A 19,992-nucleotide genomic window follows, 5' to 3' on the forward strand; every position below is an offset into this window, starting at 1 on the left:
GAGTCCCGCTCCTTCCACACCCCCGGTTCGAGGTATTCAGAAGGTAGGAGCGGGCCCCGTGTTACGTCTCTGTTTCCGTGGTTGTCACTTGTTAGCCGCGTATCGGCCCGTTCTGCTCGTTGTGCTCAGCCCTTGACGGAACCGGCGAGCAGTCCACGAACGAAGTAGCGCTGGAGCGAGAAGAAGACGACGAGCGGCACCACGACGGAGACGAAGGCGCCCGCCGTGAGGATCTCCCAGTGGTCGCCGAAGGAGCCGGACAGCTGGGCCAGCCGGGACGGCATCGGCGCGGACTCCGGCGCGCCGCCGGTGAAGGTCAGCCCGACCAGCAGGTCGTTCCAGACCCACAGGAACTGGAAGATGGCGAACGAGGCCAGCGCCGGCGTCGCCAGCGGCAGCACGATCGAGCGGAACACCCGGAAGTGGCTGGCGCCGTCGACCCGGGCCGCCTCGATCAGGTCGCGCGGCAGTTGGGCGATGAAGTTGTGCAGCAGGAAGACCGCGAGCGGCAGCGCGAACATGGTGTGCGCCGCCCACACCGGCGCGTAGGTGCCGCCCATGCCCAGCGCGGGGAAGATCGTCACACTGCCGATGTGGGCGCCGCCGGAGAAGAGCTGGAGCAGCGGCACCAGCGCCATCTGCAACGGCACGACCTGCAGCGCGAAGATGACGAAGAAGATCGTGTCACTGCCCCGGAACGGGATCCACGCCAGCACGTACGCGGCCATCGACGCGATGACGATCGGGAAGATCGTGGCCGGGACGGTGATCGCGATCGAGTTCACCAGGTAGGGCATCAGCCCGTCGCTGACCCCGAACCCGCCGTTGAACAGCACGTCGTGGTAGTTCGCGAGGGTCAGGTGCGGGTGCGCGAAGAAGTCCCACCAGCCGGTGTTCGCGACGTCCTGCTGCGGCCGCAGCGAGGTGACGAGCAGCCCGAACGTCGGCACCGTCCACACGACGGTGACCAGCAGCACCACGAACGACGACAGACGGCCGCTGAGCGCCTGCCGCACCCCTGTGCGTGTCGACGCGGCCATCAGCGGACCTCCCGTTCCCTGCGCAGCAGGGTGATGTTGTAGACGACCAGGGGCACGACCGCGAGGAAGAGGAGGACCGCGAGGACGCCGGCCCGTCCGTTGTTGAACTCGGTGAAGGCCTGGTTGTACATCTCGTTGGCCAGCACCTGGGTACCGAAGTTGCCCCCGGTCATGGTCCGGATGATGTCGAACAGCTTGAGCGTCGTGATCATCACCGTGGTCAGCACGACGATCACGGTGCTGCGGATCATCGGAATGGTGACGTGGCGGAACAGTCGCCACCCCTGGGCTCCGTCGAGCACGGCCGCCTCGGTGACGTCCTCCGGAATGGCCTTGATGGCGGCGGAGAGCACGACCATGGCGAACCCGGTCTGCACCCAGATCATGATGACCATCAGCAGGAAGTTGTTCAGCGGGTGCGACAGGATCCAGTTCGGCGGGTTGTGCCAGCCCAGCCAGAGGCAGATCTGCGAGAGCAGGCCGATCTGCGGCTCGGAGGGGTCGCGGTAGGCGTAGACGAACTTCCAGATGATGCTGGCGCCGACGAAGGAGACGGCCATCGGCATGAAGATCAGCGACTTGTAGATCGCCTGCCCGCGCAGCCGGTCCACGAGCAGCGCGAGCACCAGCCCGAGACCGGTGGTGACCAGAGGCGCGACGACGATCCACAGGAGGGTGTTGAGCAGCACCTGGTGGATGTCGGAGTTCCCGAAGGCCCAGGTGTAGTTGCCGACGCCGAGGAACTTCGTGCTGTCGTCGTTGAACAGGCTCAGGTAGACCGTCCGGACGGCCGGGATGACGATCCCGACCAGCAGGAGCAGGATCGCCGGCCCGAGCAGCAGCAGGATCGCGAGGCGTCGCGAGAGGCGCCCACGGGCGTAGCCGGCCAGGTAGAACAGCAGGAGCAGCAGCCCGAGGAACCCGGCGATGGCGCCGAACATGTTGCCGAACTTGATCGAAGTGTCGCCCCACATAGCCCTTCCGCTCCTAGGGTTCGTTGCAACCCGCAGGGGCGCGGGGCTCCGCCGCATGGGCGCGAGCAACCACCTGCGTGCGGATGGCCCTGCTCGTTCGGCGACTCCCCACACAGGGTGGCTTGTCGCGCACGCAGTTGATCGAGCAGGGCCCCGCGCCCCTGGGTGTGCCTACTGCGGCCAGGCGGCGTCGATGTCGGACGCGGTCTTCTGGACCGACTGGTTCTGGGCGAACCACGCCGTGAACGACTTCCACTCCTGGCCGGAGCCGATCGCGGCGACCATCAGGTCGGACGCGTCGAAGCGGAACGTCGCCGTGGGGTCCGTCAGGTACTTCGCCGAGAGCTGGTCGATCGGGTCGGTGTAGATCGACGGGTCCACGCCCGTGTTCGCCGAGACCCAGCCCGGGGCCTGCTTGATGCGGCTCGTCGCCCACTCCGACGTGGAGAGGTAGTTCTGCACGGCCTGCACCTCGGGCCGGCTGCTGAACGCCGCCACGAACTCGCCGCCGCCCTCGACCGGGGTCGCGATCGACGGGTTCACCGCGGGCAGCTTGAAGGCCCAGATGTCGCCGTTCGGGCCCACGGTCGTGCCCTTGGGCCACTGCGCCTCGTAGAACGAGGCCTGCTGCAGCATCGAGCACTTGCCGGTCAGGATCGGCGTGCCCGCGTCCTGGAAGGTCGTGGAGGCGATCGAGGAGACGTCTCCGAATCCGCCGTTGACCCAGGCGGGATTGTGCATCCAGCCCTGGACGGTGTTCATCGAGTCGATGATCTGCGGGTCGGAGAACTTGACCTGGTGGCTGATCCACTGGTCGTAGACGTCGCCGCCGTACTTGCCGAGGACGACCTCCTCGAGCCAGTCCGTGGCCGGCCAGCCCGTCGCCGTGCCGGAGCTGATACCGCCGCACCAGGGCTTGTTCTTGCCCGCCTTGGCGATCTTGTCGCTGAGCGCCATCAGGTCCGCCCACGTGGTCGGCACCTGGTATCCCGCCGCGGCGAAGGCCTTGGGCGAGTACCAGACCAGCGACTTCATGTTGGCGCTCATCGGGGCCGCGTAGAAGGTGCCGTCGACCGAGCCGTAGCTCTTCCAGATCGGGGCCCACTTGCTCTCGTTGGCGACGGTCTGCGCCGGGGGCTTGACCACCTTGCCGGTCTTCACCATCTGCGCCAGCAGCCCCGGCTGCGGGATGATCGCCAGATCCGGCGCGTTGCCGCCGGTGACGCGGACCGGGAGCTGCGACTCGAAGTCGTTGGAGCCGACGTAGGAGATCTTGATCCCGGTGCACGAGCTGAACTTCGCCCAGGACCGCTCCAGCGCGTCCGACTCGGGGCTGAGGATCGAGGCGAACATGGTGACCGTCGTGCCCGAGTGGCCCGCATAGGCCTGGAAGGGGGCGCAGTCACCGGTGAGTGTCGGCGTCGCGGAGGCGGAGCCGCCGTTGCCGCCGGCGGAGTTGGAACAGCCGGCCAGGAGGGTGAGCGCGGCTGCCGCCCCTACGGCGACGGCGCGGCGTCCGGACAGAGTGGGCCTGTGCATTGCGTGCCTCCAAGAGGGTGGACCGGGTGCGCGCCGTGCAGAGAGAGCCGTGCGGTCGTGAAAGTTCTTGCAGCAGATACAGGACCATAACCTGACGCCAACAGCTGGCCAAGGGGTCGCGTCGCATTCAGATCTTGAAGGGCCCGAAAGAGCGAGGGGCCCACGGCGGCAGCCGTGAGCCCCTCTCCGCGTCGGCGGAACGTCAGCGCATCGAACCGGTCCGCAGCAGCGTGCGGATGACCCGCATCGCGACGCTGAGGTTGGCCAGGTCGTACGACTCCGACGTCCTTATGTCGTCGAGCGTGGTCTTGGCGCGGTTGACCAGGGTCGCGTTCGCGTCGACCCAGGCCTGGAACCGCTCCTCCGGCGTCGCGCCGGGCTCGCCGTAGCCGAGCAGGTCCGCCGTCAGCGTCGCGTGGGCCGCGAAGAGGTCCTCGCGGATGGCCGCGCGGGCCATCGACTGCCAGCGGTCCGTGCGGGGCAGCTCGATGATCCGGTCGAGCAGCTCGGCGATCTGCAGACGCGAGCCGAGGTCGTAGTAGACCTCCGCCACGTCCAGCACCTCGGCGCCGTGGCGGTCGGCGGTCTCGATGATGTCCAGCGACGGGAAGACCGAGGAGAGACCGGCGATCTTGACCGCCAGCTCCTCCGGCACGCCGGCCTCCAGCAGCTCCTCCCGCACGGAGTCGTACCACTCCAGGTCGGAACCGCGCACCAGCTCCGGCACCCGGCTCCAGACCAGGTTGACCCGCTCGCGGAAGACCTCGATGGTCTCGGCGATGTCGAGCGGCTGACGCCGGTTGTTGAGCAGCCAGCGGGTGGCGCGCTCGACCAGGCGGCGGCTGTGCAGGCGCATCCTGGTCTGGATCTCGGCCGGGACCTGGTTGTCCAGGGCCTCGATCTCCTGCCAGACACCCTTGAGGTCGAAGATCGCGCGGGCCGCGGTGTGCGAGCGCACGACCTCCTCGTAGGTGGCGCCCGTCTCCTCGCGCAGGCGGAAGGCGAAGGTCATGCCGCCACGGTTGATGGTCTCGTTGACCACGACCGTGGTGATGATCTCCCGGCGCAGCGCGTGCCCGTCGATCTGCTCCTCGAACCGCTGCTGGAGCTGCGGCGGGAAGTACCGGTGCAGCTTGCCGCGCAGGTACGGGTCGTCCGGGAGGTCCGAGGCGAGGATCTCGTCGGCGAGGGTGATCTTCGTGTAGGCGAGCAGCACCGCCAGCTCGGGCTGGGTCAGCCCGCGCCCGGCCGCCGCGCGCTCGCGCATCTGCGCGCCCGTCGGCAGGAACTCCAGCGCCCGGTTGAGGTGGCCGTCGGCGACCAGACGGCGCATCAGCCGCTGGTGCACGTTGACCATGCTGGGCGCCTGCGAGGAGGCGTTGGCCAGCGCCACGTTCTGGGCGTAGTTGTTGACCAGGACGTGCTCGCCGACCTCGTCGGTCATCTCGGCCAGCAGCGCGTTGCGCTGCTTGACCGTCATGTCCCCGTCGGTGACGACCTGGTTGAGCAGGATCTTGATGTTCACCTCGTGGTCCGAGGTGTCCACGCCCGCCGAGTTGTCGATGGCGTCGGTGTTGACCTTGCCGCCCTCGCCGCCGTGGCCGAGCGTCGCGAACTCGATGCGGCCGAGCTGGGTCGCGCCCAGGTTGCCACCCTCGCCGAACACCTTGACCCGCAGCTCGCCGCCGTTGACGCGGATCGCGTCGTTGGCCTTGTCGCCGACCTCGGCGTTGTTCTCCGCCGCGGCCTTGACGTAGGTGCCGATGCCGCCGTTCCACAGCAGGTCGACCGGGGAGAGCAGGATCGCCTTCATCAGCTCGGCCGGGGTGAGCCGGGAGACGCCCGCCTCGATGCCGAGCACCTCGCGCATCTGCGGCGTGATGGTGATCGACTTGGCGCTGCGCGGGAAGATGCCGCCACCGGCCGAGATCAGCTCGGTGTTGTAGTCCTCCCACGAGCTGCGCGGCAGGTCGAACATCCGCTTGCGCTCGGCGAAGGAGCTCGCCGCGTCCGGGTTCGGGTCCACGAAGATGTGGCGGTGGTCGAACGCGGCGACCAGGCGGATGTGCTCGCTGAGCAGCATGCCGTTGCCGAAGACGTCACCGGACATGTCGCCGATGCCGACGACGGTGAAGTCCTCGGTCTGGGTGTCGTGACCCAGCTCGCGGAAGTGGCGCTTGACCGACTCCCAGGCACCGCGGGCGGTGATGCCCATGCCCTTGTGGTCGTAACCGGCCGAGCCGCCCGACGCGAAGGCGTCGCCCAGCCAGAAGCCGTACTGGTTCGCGACACCGTTGGCGATGTCGGAGAAGGTCGCGGTGCCCTTGTCGGCGGCGACGACCAGGTAGGTGTCGTCACCGTCGTGGCGCACCACGTCCTTCGGCGGCACGACCTCGCCGGCGACCAGGTTGTCGGTGATGTCGAGCAGACCGGAGATGAAGGTCTTGTACGAGGAGATGCCCTCGTCCATCCAGGCCTGGCGGTCCAGCGACGGGTCCGGCAGCTGCTTGGCGAAGAAGCCGCCCTTGGAGCCGACCGGCACGATGACGGTGTTCTTCACCATCTGCGCCTTGACCAGCCCGAGGACCTCGGTGCGGAAGTCCTCACGACGGTCGGACCAGCGCAGACCGCCTCGGGCGACCTTGCCGAAGCGCAGGTGCACACCCTCGACCTGGGGCGAGTAGACCCAGATCTCGTACGCCGGGCGCGGGGCCGGCAGGTCCGGAATGGCCTGCGGGTCGAACTTCATCGACACGTAGGCGTGCGGCTCGCCGGCCTCGGTGCGCTGGAAGAAGTTGGTGCGCAGGGTGGCCTTGATCAGCGTCAGGAAGGAACGCAGGATCCGGTCCTCGTCGAGGCTGACGACCTGGTCCAGCGCGCCGTCCAGCTCCTCCAGCAGACCCTCGGTCAGCTCGGCGGCGCTGTGCGTGTGCGCGGGCGACAGGCGGGCCTCGAAGAGGTTCACCAGCAGGCGGGTGACGTGGACGTTGTTGAGGAGCGCGTCCTCCATGTAGTCCTGCGAGTAGGCCACTCCGGCCTGGCGCAGGTACTTGGCGTAGGCGCGCAGCACCATCGCCTGACGCCAGCCCAGACCGGCGCGCAGGACCAGGGAGTTGAAGCCGTCGTTCTCGGCCTGGCCGGTCCAGACGGCGGCGAAGGCCTTCTGGAACCGCTCACGGCTCTCGTCGGTGATGGTGTCGGCGACCTCGGGACGCAGCCTCAGGCCGAAGTCGTAGACCCAGGCGACCGTGCCGTCGGCGCGGCGCAGCTCGTAGGGGTGCTCGTCGAGCACCTCGACGCCCAGGCGCGACAGGACCGGCAGCACCTCGGTCAGCGAGACCGAGCCGCCCTCCCAGTAGATCTTGAAGCGGCGCTCGTCGCCCTCGGCGTCGACCGGCTGGTAGAGGTTGAGCCGGAAGTCGCCGGCGCCCGCGAGGGACTCCAGCTGGCGCAGGTCCGCGACACCGGTGGCCGGGGTGAAGTCGGCGCGGTAGCCGTCGGGGAAGGCGTTGGCGTAGCGGCGCGAGGCCGCGGCCGCACGCTCCTCACCGCACTCGCGGACCAGCACCTCGTTGAAGCCGTCCGCCCAGGAGCGGGCGGTCTCGGCGAGCTTGGCCTCCAGCCGGTCGATGTCCTGCTCGCTCAGGTGCGGCAGCTCGGTGCCGGCCGGCACCCGGATGACGAAGTGCAGGCGGGCCAGGACCGACTCGGTGTTCCACGCGGTGTAGTCGATCGCGGAGCCGCCCAGCTCCTGCATCAGCAGGTCCATCAGACGCAGCCGGACGCGGGTGGTGTAGCGGTCACGCGGCAGGTAGACCAGCGCGGAGAAGTAGCGGCCGTACTCGTCCTGGCGCAGGAACAGGCGCAGCTTGCGGCGCTCCTGGAGGTACAGCACGGAGTGCGCGATGGAGAGCAGCTCGTCGGCGGGCGTCTGGAAGAGCTCGTCGCGCGGGTAGGTCTCCAGGATCTGCAGCAGGTCGCGGCCGTCGTGGCTCTCGGCGGAGAAGCCGGACTGCTCCAGCACCTCCTGCACCTTGCGGCGGGCGACCGGGACGCGGTTGACCGACTCGGTGTAGGCGGCGGCCGAGAAGAGCCCGAGGAAGCGGCGCTCACCGATGACGTTGCCCTGGGCGTCGAACTTCTTGACGCCGACGTAGTCCAGGTAGGACGGACGGTGCACGGTGGCGCGGCTGTTGGCCTTGGTGAGCACCAGCAGCTTCTGCTCGCGGGCCTTGGCGCGGGCCGGGGCCGTCAGGCGGCCGAAGGCGGAGGAGTCGCCGGACCTCGGGTCCGAGCGCAGGATGCCGAGGCCGGTGCCGGCGACGGCGTGCAGCGCGTCCTCGCCGTCCTCGGCCTGGACCAGGTCGTACTCGCGGTAGCCGAGGAAGGTGAAGTGGTCGTCGGCCAGCCAGCGCAGCAGGTCCCAGGTCTCCGCGACCTCCTGCTCGGCGAGGCCCGCCGGCGGGGTCTCGCGCAGCTCGTCGGCGAGGCGCAGCGCGGACTCGCGCATCTTGCCCCAGTCCTCGACGACCTCGCGGACGTCACCGAGGACACGGCGCAGGTCGGCCTCGATGGAGCGCAGGTCGTCGCGGTCGGTCTCGCGGTCGATCTCGACGTGCATCCAGGACTCGACCAGCGCGTCAGCCGGACGCTTCTTGTCGCAGGCGTCCAGGTCGAGGATCTCGATCAGCTTGCCGGTGATGTCACGGCGGACGACCATCTGCGGGTGGATCACGACGTGGATGCCGCGGTCCTGGCGGGTCAGCTCCTGAGTGACCGAGTCGACCAGGAAGGGCATGTCGTCGGTGACGATCTCCACCACGGTGTGGCCGCAGGACCACCCGTTCTCCTCGACGGTCGGGGTGTAGACCCGGACCTCGGCGGCGCCCTGCGGGCGCTTGCCCGCGAGCCGGTGGTGGGAGGCCGCCGCACCGTAGACGTCGACCGGGTCGCGGTCGAGCAGGTCCTCGGGGGCCGTGTGCAGGTAGTAGTGCTTCAGGTACGAGGCAAGGGCGCCGTTGCCGAGCGCCTCCCCCTGAGCCGCCTTGCTGAGCAGTTCGGCCTTAGCTGCGTCCAGCTGGGTCTGCATGACTATCTGGCTCCTGTCGCGCGCCGTTGCGTGACTCGGTGGGTGCGGTTGCGTGGTTCTGCATGGTGTTGCACAAGATCCACCGGGTCTGTCCCTATCCTCCCCTATGGCGAGGGATGGTCGGGTCGGCCCCTGTGGTTCCGGTCGAGCCTAACTTGGGTAAGAGACTGTGTCCCGGGCCGATTCGGTGCAGTGCGTCAGGATCTTTGGTACCGGCTGTACGAGTTGTCCAAGGGACCCTCGCACCTTCTTCACCAGATCAGGGTCTCTTCGACCGAACGCCGGGACATCCAGGGCATCAGGTACTCCTTGCCTCCCGCCTGTGCCGCGCCCGAGGGCTCGACTCCGTTGACGGCGAGCGCGTCCGCCGCACCCCGCAACCGCGCCCTGACCTGGGCGATCACGCTGCGGTCCGAGGCGATGACGGAACCGGCCGCGACGGCCGGCCGCGCGGCGGCGACCAGGTCGAGCGTCTGCTCGAACCGTGCGTCGTCGTAGACGTGGACGGCCAGCACCGGGCCGCGCAGCCCCGCGGTGAAGAGCTCCTGGCGCGGATCGGTCCCGGTGATCACGGTCGGCTCGACGAAGTACCCGATCGCGTCGTCGCTGTGCCCGCCGACCACGACGTCGAGGCTGTGCACGGTCCGGGCGCGGGCGATCGCCCCGGCGGCGCGCTCGTGGGCGTGCGCGTCGACCAGCGCCCCCATGGTGTTGGACAGGTCGGCCACGTCCCCGACCGCGAGGGCGCGGACCTCGTCGAGGAAGGCCGCCTTGACCGCCTGCCACAGGACGCGCGGGAGGTAGGCCCGCGACACCGCCGACCGCCGCTGCCCCTGGTACGCGAAGGCCCCCTGGACCAGCGCGGTCCGCAGCACCGCCGGATCTGCCCCGGGGTGGGCGAGCAGGAACCCCTTGCCGCCCGTCTCGCCGACCAGCCGCGGCCGGCTCGCACAGCGGTCGAGGTGGCGGCCCACCTCGCACCAGTACCCGTGGAAGTCCGCGGCCTCCCCCGCGAAGTGGAGACCGGCGAGGCGGGGGTGGCCGAGCGCCGCCCGGGCGAGGGCCTGCCCCTCTCCGGTCACCATGTTGATCACCCCGGGCGGCAGCCCCGCCGCCTCCAGCACGCGCAGCACGCACGTGGCGGACAGGGTCTGCGCGGGCGCGGGCCTCCAAACGACCGTGTTGCCCGCCAACGCCGGAGCGGTCGCCAGCCTGCCCGCGGCAGCGGTGGATTCGAAGGGCGTGACGGCGCAGACGAAGCCCTCCAGCGGCCGGAGCTCCGTCCGCCGCCGCACACCGCGCGCTGCGCGCGCACCACCGTCCTCGACCGCGCCGGTCTGCCCGGTCTGCCCGGCCGTCCCGATCGCCCCGATCGCCCCGATCGCCTCAACGGTCTCGGCTGCCTCGATCGTCTCAGCCGCCCGGGCCGCCACGCGCCAGAAACGGACCAGCTCACGACTCTCGGCCTCGGCCTGCCAGGCCGTCATCGACTGGCCGAGCATCGTCGCCGCCACGACCGTCTCCCGCCAGGGACCAGCCAGCAGCTCGGCCGCCCGCAGGAAGACGGCGGCCCGGTCGTAGCAGGGGAGCGCCCGCCAGCCCGGTCCGGCCGTGAGCGCGGCGTCGACGGCGAGGCCCACGTCCTCGGGGGTGGCCTCGCCCAGCATGCCCAGCCGGGCGGAGTGGTGGTGCGGCTGGACGACGTCCACCCGCTCCCCGCCGCCCGCGCGCCGGGCACCGCCGATCGTCATCATCAGTGGCGCGTCGGCGGCCGCCAGCTCCTTCAGCCGCAGTTCCAGGCAGGCCCGCTCGGGGCTCGCGGGGGCGTAGGTCCTGTCGATTCGGGCAATTCCGTCGAAATCTGACATACGGTCATCATGCGACCAGCGCCTCCGCGAGGGAGACAGCCTCGGCCAGAGTGTCGGCGACCGGCACCCCGACGCGGGACAGCTCCCGCCGCGACCCGGCCCCGCCCGTGTACAACACCGCGCGGACCCCCGCCTCGGCCGCGGCCGCCGCGTCGTCCGGCACGTCGCCTATCAGCACCGTGCGCGTCGGATCCACCGCGTCGCCCAGCGCGGCGAGATGACGTACCAGGTACTGCCCCTTGCCGGACGTGCCCGAGGTGCCGTCCCGCCCGTCGACCCGGCGGAAGTGCTCGTGGATACCGAAGCTGCGCACCAGCGGCACCAGTTCCTCGTGCCCGTACATCGACAGCAGCGACTGCGACCGCCCTGCGGCGGCGAGCAGATCCAGCGCCCCCGCGGTCAGCCCGCAGGCGTCACGCATCGCCGTGTAGTGGCCGTGGAACACGGCGTCCATCCGCTGCCACTCCTGCGGCGAGGGCATCCGCCCGAGCCGGTCCGCGTAGCAGTCGATGACCGGTATCCGGTACCACTCCCGGTACTCCTCCACCGTCATCGGCGGCAGACCGAGCTCGCCGAAGGCGGCGTTGCTCGCGTCGACGACCGCGGCGATGTCGTCGAAGAGGGTGCCGTTCCAGTCCCAGACGATGTGTGGTGCGTACATGAGCAGGACGCTATCGGGCGGGTCTGACATTCACGGCAACAGCCCGGGAATCTCCTGGGTCGCGAACCAGAGCAGCTCGTGGTCCTCGGCCCCGTCCACGGTGAACCTGGCGTCCTCGTCGCCGGCGTCCGCCGCGGCCAGCGCGAGCGCGGCGGCGGCGACGTCCTCCAGCACCTCCGCGTCGTCCGCGTCGGCGTGCACGGCCGCGGCCTTCGCCAGCCGTAGCGGCTCGTCCAGCCGCACGGCACCGAGGGTGTGCGGCTCCTCGTGCTCGGCCTGCACGTTCAGCGTGATCGCGGCGTCCGGCACGTCGGCGGCCACGACCACCCTCCGGCGCGACGCCTCCGGCTCCTCGGCGAGCATCCGCAGGGACGCCTGCGCGGCACGGACCAGCGCGGCGTACTCCAGCTCCTCGATGTCGTCGCTGAGATACCACTCGCGCAGCGCGGGCGTCACCGCGTACGCCCGCAGCGGCGGCGCGACGGCGCCTTCGGCGTGAGCCTTGGCAAGACCGGTCAAGGTGAGGGGCACGTAGACGCGCATGCGCTCAGGATAAGGCGTCAGCGGCGGACGACGACGCCGGTCGCACAACGTCACCGATCGAGTGGCATTTCGCCACGCTGCGTGATGGGGCCGGTACGGGTGCTTCCGGTATCGCCGCAGCTCAAGGGGATGGTTTCACTCGGATAAGTGATTCTCCGCGGGCCTTTCTCGCCGCTCCGAGCATCCTTGCCGGGGCCCCCGGGGACGGATACACCCCTGCCATGACGACGACGCACACCGGCAATGTCCGCATCGGCCGCCTCCACGGTGTCGGCGCCAGGCGCCGGCCGACGCCGTGCACCACGCCCCAGAACCCGCTCGCCCGCGCCTACGCGCAGCGGCTGCTGGAAGTGCTCACCGGCAAGCGCCCGCACGAGCAGCTCCTCGCGTTCGCGACGGAGGACGTCTACGACCGCGTCCGCACCCTGCGCGCCCTCGGCTGCCTGCGCTCCGGCGCGCTGCAGCGGGTCTTCGACTCCTCGCCCCGCGAGGACGCCCTGGAGGTCACCGCGCTCTACCAGGTCGCGGGAGGCCGCACCGAGACCCTCGCCTTCCGCCTCGAATGCCGCGCCCTCCGCCGCAGCCAGAGCCCGACCTGGCGCTTCACGGCCCTGGAGTCACGTTGGTGACGAGAGCCGGTTGCAACGCTCAGGGGCGCGGGGAACTGCGCGACAATCCCCCACCCTTCGGGCGGGGGTGCCCCCTGCCTGTGTGGTGACTCGCCGACGAGCAGGACCATCCGCACTGGGTGGTTGCTCGCGCAGTTCCCCGCGCCCCTGGGGTTACTTCTTGCGGCGACGCCCGCCCTTGGCGGCCTTGCGGCGCTCGGCGCGGGTGAGGCCGTCGCCGTCCTCCGCGTCGTCGTCGAGGTCGATGTCCGTCTCGACGATGCCGTCGGCGGTGTCGATCGTCGGCGCCTTGTAGTGCAGGCGGTCCGGGCGCTGCGGAGCGTCCAGGCCCTTGGCGTGGATCTCCGGCGTCACGACGGCGTCCGCGACCGGGACCTCCTCCACCTGCTGCTCGACCTGGACCTCCAGGTTGAACAGGTAGGAGATGGACTCCTCCTTGATCCCGTCCATCATCGCGCCGAACATGTCGAAGCCCTCACGCTGGTACTCCACCAGCGGGTCGCGCTGCGCGAGCGCGCGCATGCCGATGCCCTCCTGGAGGTAGTCCATCTCGTAGAGGTGCTCGCGCCAGCGCCGGTCCAGGACCGACAGCACGACCCGGCGCTCCAGCTCGCGCATGACCGTCTCGCCGAGCTGCTCCTCGCGCTCGACGTAGCGGCCGTGCACGTCCTCCTTGACCGCCTCGGACAGCGACTCGGCCGTCGCGTTGCTGCGGTCGCCGTTCTCGTCCTCGAAGTCCTCGACCTTGAGGGAGATCGGGTAGAGCTGGCCCAGAGCGGTCCAGAGCTTGTCCCAGTCCCACTCCTCGGCGAAGCCGTCCTTCGTGGCGTCACCGACGTACGCGTCGACGGTGTCGTCGATGAAGTGGTCGATCTGCTCGTGCAGGTCCTCGCCCTCGAGCACGCGGCGGCGCTCGCCGTAGATGACCTCGCGCTGACGGTTGAGGACCTCGTCGTACTTGAGGACGTTCTTGCGGATCTCGAAGTTCTGCTGCTCGACCTGGGTCTGCGCGGAGGCGATCGCGCGCGTCACCATCTTCGACTCGATCGGCACGTCCTCCGGCACGTTGGCCATGGACAGGACGCGCTCGACCATGCCGGCCTTGAACAGGCGCATCAGGTCGTCGCCCAGCGACAGGTAGAAGCGGGACTCGCCCGGGTCGCCCTGACGGCCGGAACGACCGCGCAGCTGGTTGTCGATACGGCGGGACTCGTGGCGCTCGGTGCCCAGCACGTAGAGACCGCCCAGATCCTGGACCTCCTCCTGCTCGGCCTTGACGGCCTCCTTGGCCTTGTCCAGCGCGCCGCCCCACGCGGCCTCGTACTCGTCCGGGGTGTCCACCGGCGAGAGCCCGCGCTGCGCCAGCTCGGCTGCGGCCAGGTGCTCGGGGTTGCCGCCGAGCATGATGTCGGTGCCACGACCGGCCATGTTGGTGGCCACGGTCACCGAGCCCTTACGGCCGGCCTGGGCGACGACGAGCGCCTCGCGCTCGTGGTTCTTGGCGTTGAGGACCTCGTGCGGGACGCCGCGCTTGCGCAGCTCCTGCGAGAGGTACTCGGACTTCTCGACCGAGGTGGTGCCGACGAGGACCGGCTGGCCCTTCTCGTGGCGGACCACGATGTCCTCGACCACGGCGGCGAACTTGGCCGGCTCGGACTTGTAGATCAGGTCCGGCTGGTCGATGCGCAGCGGGTTCTTGTTGGTCGGGATCGGGACCACACCGAGCTTGTAGATCTGGTGGAACTCGGCCGCCTCGGTGGTCGCCGTACCGGTCATGCCGGAGAGCTTCTCGTAGAGACGGAAGAAGTTCTGCAGGGTGATGGTGGCCAGGGTCTGGTTCTCGTTCTGGACCTCCACCCCCTCCTTGGCCTCGATCGCCTGGTGCATGCCCTCGTTGTAGCGGCGACCGGCGAGGATACGGCCGGTGTGCTCATCGACGATCATGACTTCGCCGTTCATGACGACGTAGTCCTTGTCCGCCTTGTAGAGCTCCTTCGCCTTGATGGCGTTGTTCAGGAAGCCGACCAGCGGGGTGTTGGTGACGTCGTAGAGGTTCTCGATGCCCAGGTAGTCCTCGACCCGGGTGACACCGGCCTCCAGGATGCCGACCGTGCGCTTCTTCTCGTCGACCTCGTAGTCGCGGTCGATCTTCAGGCGCTGCACCATCTTGGCGAAGTCGCCGTACCACTTGGTGGCGGCGTCGGCCGGGCCGGAGATGATCAGCGGGGTACGGGCCTCGTCGATGAGGATCGAGTCGACCTCGTCGACGACCGCGAAGTTGTGGCCGCGCTGGACCAGCTCGTCCTTCGACCACGCCATGTTGTCGCGCAGGTAGTCGAAGCCGAACTCGTTGTTGGTGCCGTAGGTGATGTCGCAGGCGTACTGCGCGCGGCGCTCGGCCGGCGACATGTTCGCCAGGATGCAGCCGACCTCCAGGCCGAGGAAGCGGTGCACCCGGCCCATCCACTCCGAGTCGCGCTCGGCGAGGTAGTCGTTGGTCGTGATCAGGTGCACGCCCTTGCCGGCCAGCGCGTTCAGGTACGTGGGGAGCGTGCCGACGAGGGTCTTGCCCTCACCGGTGCGCATCTCGGCGACGTACCCGAGGTGGAGCGCGGCGCCACCCATGATCTGCACGTCGTAGTGACGCTGACCGAGGGTGCGCTTGGCGGCCTCGCGCACGGTGGCGAAGGCCTCGGGGAGGATGTCGTCCAGCGTCTCGCCGTCGGCCAGGCGCTCCCGGAACTCGTCGGTCAGCGCGCGCAGCTCGGCGTCGGTGAGGTTGACGAAGTCCTCTTCGATCGAGTTGACCTGGTCTGCGATCTTGGAGAGCTTGCGAAGGATCTTCCCTTCGCCTGCACGCAGGATCTTGTCGAAGACGGACACGTGGGCTGGCTCCTTGCCTGGATGGACCGGGCGACTGTATCGGGCACCTTGCTCGCGGTGGTAACGAATAGGCCACCGCGAGCCCATCGTATGCGAGGAGCCCATGCTGCCGGGAGGTCCGTCAGCACGGCGCATGGTGTCGTCCGCGCGAGTGGCATTCTTTTTCAGTCGACAGCGGTCGAAAACGGACAGTGGGAATTTCCTTCGAGCGGACTTCGGGCGGACTCAGCAGGTCTGCCTCCAGGCGTCGAGCTCCAGACGCTTGCGGATCGCGCTGATTCCCAGACCCCGGGTGAGCGTGCAGAAGCCGGAGGTCGGCACGGCGTACTCGGCGTCGAAGACGGGCTTGCCGGCCCTGACGAAGGCGCTCAGCGCGGAGCAGGTGTCCAGCTCGGCGCACTGCTCGTCGACGCCGTAGTCGAAGTCCGGCGCGAGCGCGGCCACCTGGTCGAAATCGTTCTTCAACCCGACGGCCAGCCCCCGCTGGTGCGCGAGGCGCGCGAGCGCGCGGTCGAAGGCGAGCTGGTCGGCGGCGGTCAGCGCAAAGCCCGTGTCGTTGGTGTAGCCGTCCACGTTGTCCGGTTCCACGCCGTCGAAGCCCTTGGCCTTGCAGGTGTCGAGCCGGTGGGCCAGCAGCGGCGCCAGCAGGTCCAGCCGCCGGATGTCGAGCCACCGTTCGTCCGGCCACCCGTCGAGGGCCTTGCCGAGCAACACCTTCGGGTAGTTCCCGGCATCCGCCCGGTACGGTTCCCACGCACCGGCGTTGACATAGCAGATGACCCGCCGTCCGGCCCGGTGCAGCGCGGCCACGACATCGGCCGCGTTGTCGTCGGCGTCGATGTCGTAGACATCGGCGCGGACGGACGTGTCCACAGGCGTGGTGAGCTGCCACTGCCATCCGAGCCCGGCCCGCGGCTGCCACCACCCAGCGGGCGCGGCCGTCCCGGCCACCCGCGGCGCGGCCACCGACATCGGCGCCTTGGCGGCGCGGCCGCCCGCCGTGCTCGCAACGACCGCCCGCCCCGCTCCCCCCGCCCCGGCGCAGGCGGCAAGAACGAAGACCGACAACAGCACCACCACTCCGTGCCCCCGCATCGCGCGCCCAACGCGCGCCCGCCACCGCGTCCCGCTTCCGCCGGGCGGCGCCTGCCCAGGCAAGGCCCGCCCAGCCAGCGCCCGTCCAGCACCGGGCCGCCCGGGCTCGGTCCCCCCGCGAACCGCCCGCCCCGCACCCGCCCGCTGCCGCGCTGCGCTCCCGTCGGGCAGCACCTTCCCGGCCAGGGCCCGCCCAGGCCCGGTCCCGGGCAACGCCATCCGCCAAGCCCCCGACACCACCCACCCGAGCACAGTCCGCCAAGCGCCCGTCCGCCAAGCGCCGGTCCCCTGCCGCGCCGTACTTCCGTCGGGCAGCACCTTCCCGGCCAGGGCCCGCCCAGCGCCGGGCCGCCCAGGCTCGGTCCCCCCGCGAACCGCCCGCCCCGCACCCGCCCGCTGCCACGGCCCGCTACCGCCGGGCGGTGCTTCGCGGCGGGCCGGCCTTCGTGCTGCCACCATGTGTCGCCTCCGATCCGTCACCACCGATCCCGTTCCCCCCGCGCTCCGCGCGGCCCTCATCGGTGTCGGGTTGCCGTCGTCACCGCCAGGGCCGCGACCGCGGCGAGGGTCGCGGCGGCGACGAGACTGACCGTGGTCTGGGCCGTGGCCGCGGCGACGCCTGCCGCGCGGGCGCCGACCAGGGCGGCGGCGGCTGCGCAGACGCCGGTCGTGGCACGCGGGAGCAGGCCGAGGGACTGGAGGAGCTGGGCGCTCCAGATCGCGGCCGCGAGGGCGCCCAGGTCGGGGGCGCCGGGGCCCGGCGCGCCGGGCCAGACCTGTTCGGCGAGCCAGGCGAGCGTCATGACCAGCAGCACGTAGCCGCCGAGGCAGCGCGCCAGCGCGCCGAGGACGAGGCCGTGGAACTCGCGGGGCGCCCCGGCCCGGCCGAGGGCGAGGTCGGTGGTGGCCCGGCAGCGGGCCAGGAACCACTCCGCCCCGCCCATGCTGAGCGTCAGCGCCACGGTGGTGGGCCCGACCCGGGCCAGGGTCAGCACGGCCACCGCGAGGCCGAACGCCCCGGCCTGCACAGCCCCGGCCCACTCCCCCGCCCGCTCGACCGCGCCCGCGCCACCGGCCGCGCGCCCGCGCGCCGTCCACGGCGCCGCGCCGCCGGTTTCGCGCCAGCCGGCCCGCAGCGTCAGCGCCAGCGAGAGAAGAACGAGCACCGGACCGAGGGGACCCGGCGGTCCGGGCAGGCCCGTCGGGCGCGCGAGCAGCAGCCACGCCGAACCGAGCGCCACGGGGGCGAGGGCGGCGGCGAGAGCACGCTCGCGGCCGAGGACCAGCAGCGCCGTCGCCGCGGCGAAGTAGAGGGCCTGACCGGCGGCGAACCCGACGGCGGGCGCCGTCGCGCCCGTCGGCAGGGCGAACGCCACGGCCACGACCAGGCAGAGGGCCGCGCCCGTCGCACCGCCACGGGCCATGGCCGTGGCGGCGCCGACCCGGTCGCCGCGGCCGAGGCGTGTGTAGCCGAGGTGGGCGACGGCCTGGCTCCAGCTCCAGCTGAACAGCAGCGCCGAGCCCGCGCACCAGATCGAGCCGCGCGGCGGCGCCGCCAACACGAACGCCAGGCCCGGTAAGGCGAACAGCACCCCGCGCAGCGCGCTGCGCGGGACCGGCACCCCCCAGGCCGACGCGCGGGTCGTGCGGTGCATCCGCGCCCGCACGCGCTTCGGCACGGCGGCGCCGTGGCCCCGGGACCTGGACGCCTCCGGGTGGCTGCGGGCGAACAGCTCCTCGCCCAACTCGAAGGCGTCCCGGCGGCCATAGCGCTGCTGTATCTGCCCGTCGGTCAGCCCCTCGGCCTCGATCGCGGCGACGAGCTCCCACGCGTGCACCGCCCCCGCCGCGACCCCGGCGAACCGCGCCGCGATCTCCTCGGCGGGATCGTCCGCGACCACGTGCGGCAGCGGAGCGGGTGCGGCCTCCAGGCGCAGGCCCCGCACCAGCTCGACGAATCCGCTCACGCGGCCACCCCGTCGACGCCGAGGCCCGCCTTTGCCCGGGCCGAGCCGGCACCGAGCACCGTGCCTGCCGAAGGCCCGCTCCCCGGGTCCGCCGCCGGGCCGGGTCCGGCCACCACGCCCTGCTGCGGACCGCGTTGCCGCGGCAGAACCGGCCGGGCCGCATCCGCGACCTGACCCGCGGAGCGGGCGAGCTCCGCGTAGAGCCCGTGGAACTCGGCGACCGTGCGCTCCACGGTGAAGTGCTCCACCACCCGGCGCCGCGCGGCCGCGCCCAGCCGGGCACGCTCCCACGGATCGCGCAGCAGGGCGAGCGTCGCCGCCGCCAGCGCCTCGGGCTCGCGCGGCGGGACGACCAGGCCGGTGTCGCCGACCGCCTCCCGCACCCCGCCGACGTCCGTCGAGACAGTCGCGCGGCCGCAGGCCATCGCCTCGATCAGGCTGAACGGGAAGCCCTCGGAGATGCTGGAGAGCAGCACCACCGAGCCCGCCGCATACGCGTCCTTGACCGCGTCGATCCGGCCCTCGAAGAGAACCGCGTCGGTGACGCCGAGCTCCGCCGCGAGCGCGTCGAGACGGGCCCGGTACTCCTCTCCCCCGGCCGGGACGCCGCCGAAGAGGCGCAGCCGCACCTGCGGCAGCTCGGCCCGGATCAGGGCGAAGGCCCGCAGCAGCGTCTCCAAGTCCTTGATCGGATCGATCCGCCCGGCCCAACTGAGCGTCAGCTCCTCGGGTTCGGGACCGGCGAGCGGGAACTGCCGCAGATCCACCCCGTTGTAGACGGTGCGGATGCGCGCCGGGTCGCAGCCGCCGCGCTCCTCCCAGCGCCGGTTGTAGCGGTTGCAGGGAGCGACCACGTCCGCGCTTGCGTAGCTCTCGGTGGCGAGCATCCGGTAGAAGCCCAGCAGCAGCGTCTTCACGGGGCGGGCGAACGGCGCGCTGCGGAAGCCGAGGAAGCGCTCGCGCAGGTAGATGCCGTGCTCGGACAGGAGCAGCGGCACGCCGTGGAAGCGCCGGGCGGCGAGCGCGGGCAACGCCGCCAGCCCACCGGTGGCGACGTGCGCGACGCCGCGCGCGGGCGGCTGGACGGCGAGCGGGCGCAGCGCGTGCTCCAGCAGGTCGGTGCCCTCCAACGCGTCGCGCAGGGTGGGACGATCGCCGCTGGTGGGCAGGAACGGGAGCCGCCAGACACCCTGGAGCGAGCGCAGCGCCCCCTCGGTGCGCAGCGCCGCCGTCAACGAGCCGCCGGTGAGGGCGAACTCGGAGAGCTCGTAGAGCTCGTCGGCGAAGTGGTGCTCGAAGTCGGGGTCGAGCAGGGAGAGCAGGAAGCGCTCGTAGCCGGCGAGGAAGCGCCGCAGCGCCCGCCCGCGCGGGGCGCGGCCCTGCGGCGCCGGACCCCACATGGGCACCGAGCTGACCGAGGCGATCTGCGGTGGCAGCGGCCAGACGACGGGCTCCTCCCCGGAGCCGGTGATCCCCAGGACGTGGAAGCGGACGTCGGGCATCCCCTGGACCAACTGGTCGCACCAGGTGCTGACGCCGCCGTGGATGTACGGATAGGTGCCCTCCGTCAGCAAGGTGACCTCCAGCGGCCCAGGGCTGTTCCTGCGGGCGCTGTTCATACGGGCTCGGCCCCCCTCGGGCGGTTCGCGGCGGATCAGGGCCCGGGGCGTCGTGCTCCCGGACCCTGACCCTGGACGGTCTTGC

At 71.0% G+C, this 19,992-nt stretch carries 12 protein-coding genes; 1 reads left to right on the forward strand and 11 read right to left on the reverse strand.

Features of this window, described 5'->3' with window-relative positions; genetic code table 11:
* Window positions 1-125: 125 nt before the first annotated feature.
* The 7 genes from ABH931_RS24790 to ABH931_RS24820 form a co-directional block, all read right to left on the reverse strand.
* On the reverse strand, window positions 126-1,040 hold the full coding sequence (locus tag ABH931_RS24790; RefSeq protein ID WP_370117209.1) for a carbohydrate ABC transporter permease: 915 nt from the start codon (window positions 1,038-1,040) through the stop codon (window positions 126-128).
* Entirely contained in the window at window positions 1,040-2,014 is a 975-nt protein-coding gene (locus ABH931_RS24795; RefSeq protein ID WP_370117211.1) for a carbohydrate ABC transporter permease, read from the reverse strand. The genes ABH931_RS24790 and ABH931_RS24795 overlap by 1 nt, the downstream gene beginning before the upstream one ends.
* A gap of 171 nt (window positions 2,015-2,185) precedes the next feature.
* Complete coding sequence (locus tag ABH931_RS24800) at window positions 2,186-3,553, reverse strand: ABC transporter substrate-binding protein (protein WP_370117214.1); 1,368 nt, start codon at window positions 3,551-3,553, stop codon at window positions 2,186-2,188.
* Window positions 3,554-3,755: 202 nt separating this feature from the next.
* Window positions 3,756-8,642, reverse strand: coding sequence for an NAD-glutamate dehydrogenase (locus tag ABH931_RS24805; RefSeq protein WP_370117217.1), 4,887 nt, complete (start codon window positions 8,640-8,642; stop codon window positions 3,756-3,758).
* Between the two features lie 251 nt (window positions 8,643-8,893).
* A complete protein-coding gene (locus ABH931_RS24810) occupies window positions 8,894-10,510 on the reverse strand; it encodes an aldehyde dehydrogenase family protein (protein WP_370117220.1) in 1,617 nt (538 codons plus the stop codon).
* A 7-nt stretch (window positions 10,511-10,517) separates the two neighbouring features.
* A complete protein-coding gene (locus tag ABH931_RS24815; RefSeq protein WP_370117222.1) occupies window positions 10,518-11,171 on the reverse strand; it encodes an HAD family hydrolase in 654 nt (217 codons plus the stop codon).
* A gap of 30 nt (window positions 11,172-11,201) precedes the next feature.
* The gene (locus tag ABH931_RS24820) at window positions 11,202-11,714 is read right to left on the reverse strand and encodes a hypothetical protein (RefSeq protein WP_370117225.1); all 513 of its coding nucleotides are present in this window, start codon (window positions 11,712-11,714) and stop codon (window positions 11,202-11,204) included.
* Between the two features lie 221 nt (window positions 11,715-11,935).
* On the opposite strand from ABH931_RS24820, the gene ABH931_RS24825 reads away from it, so the two are divergent.
* The gene (locus tag ABH931_RS24825) at window positions 11,936-12,343 is read left to right on the forward strand and encodes an Rv3235 family protein (RefSeq protein ID WP_370117227.1); all 408 of its coding nucleotides are present in this window, start codon (window positions 11,936-11,938) and stop codon (window positions 12,341-12,343) included.
* Window positions 12,344-12,496: 153 nt separating this feature from the next.
* Here the strand turns inward: ABH931_RS24825 and secA are convergent, their stop codons facing one another.
* The 4 genes from secA to pelF all read right to left on the reverse strand — a co-directional run bounded on the left by secA (window position 12,497) and on the right by pelF (window position 19,907).
* Window positions 12,497-15,226 carry a preprotein translocase subunit SecA gene (secA, locus tag ABH931_RS24830; protein ID WP_370117229.1) on the reverse strand — a complete coding sequence of 910 codons (2,730 nt, stop codon included), beginning with the start codon at window positions 15,224-15,226 and terminating at the stop codon, window positions 12,497-12,499.
* Between the two features lie 225 nt (window positions 15,227-15,451).
* Window positions 15,452-16,300 (reverse strand): endo alpha-1,4 polygalactosaminidase, encoded by an 849-nt coding sequence (locus ABH931_RS24835; protein ID WP_370117232.1) that lies wholly within the window; start codon window positions 16,298-16,300, stop codon window positions 15,452-15,454.
* A 536-nt stretch (window positions 16,301-16,836) separates the two neighbouring features.
* The gene (locus tag ABH931_RS24840) at window positions 16,837-18,288 is read right to left on the reverse strand and encodes a hypothetical protein (protein WP_370117234.1); all 1,452 of its coding nucleotides are present in this window, start codon (window positions 18,286-18,288) and stop codon (window positions 16,837-16,839) included.
* A complete protein-coding gene (pelF, locus tag ABH931_RS24845; RefSeq protein ID WP_370117237.1) occupies window positions 18,285-19,907 on the reverse strand; it encodes a GT4 family glycosyltransferase PelF in 1,623 nt (540 codons plus the stop codon). Before pelF ends, ABH931_RS24840 begins: the two co-directional genes overlap by 4 nt.
* Between the last annotated feature and the right edge of the window lie 85 nt (window positions 19,908-19,992).

It is taken from the genome of Streptacidiphilus sp. MAP12-33, from assembly GCF_041261265.1.
GTDB lineage: Bacteria > Actinomycetota > Actinomycetes > Streptomycetales > Streptomycetaceae > Streptacidiphilus.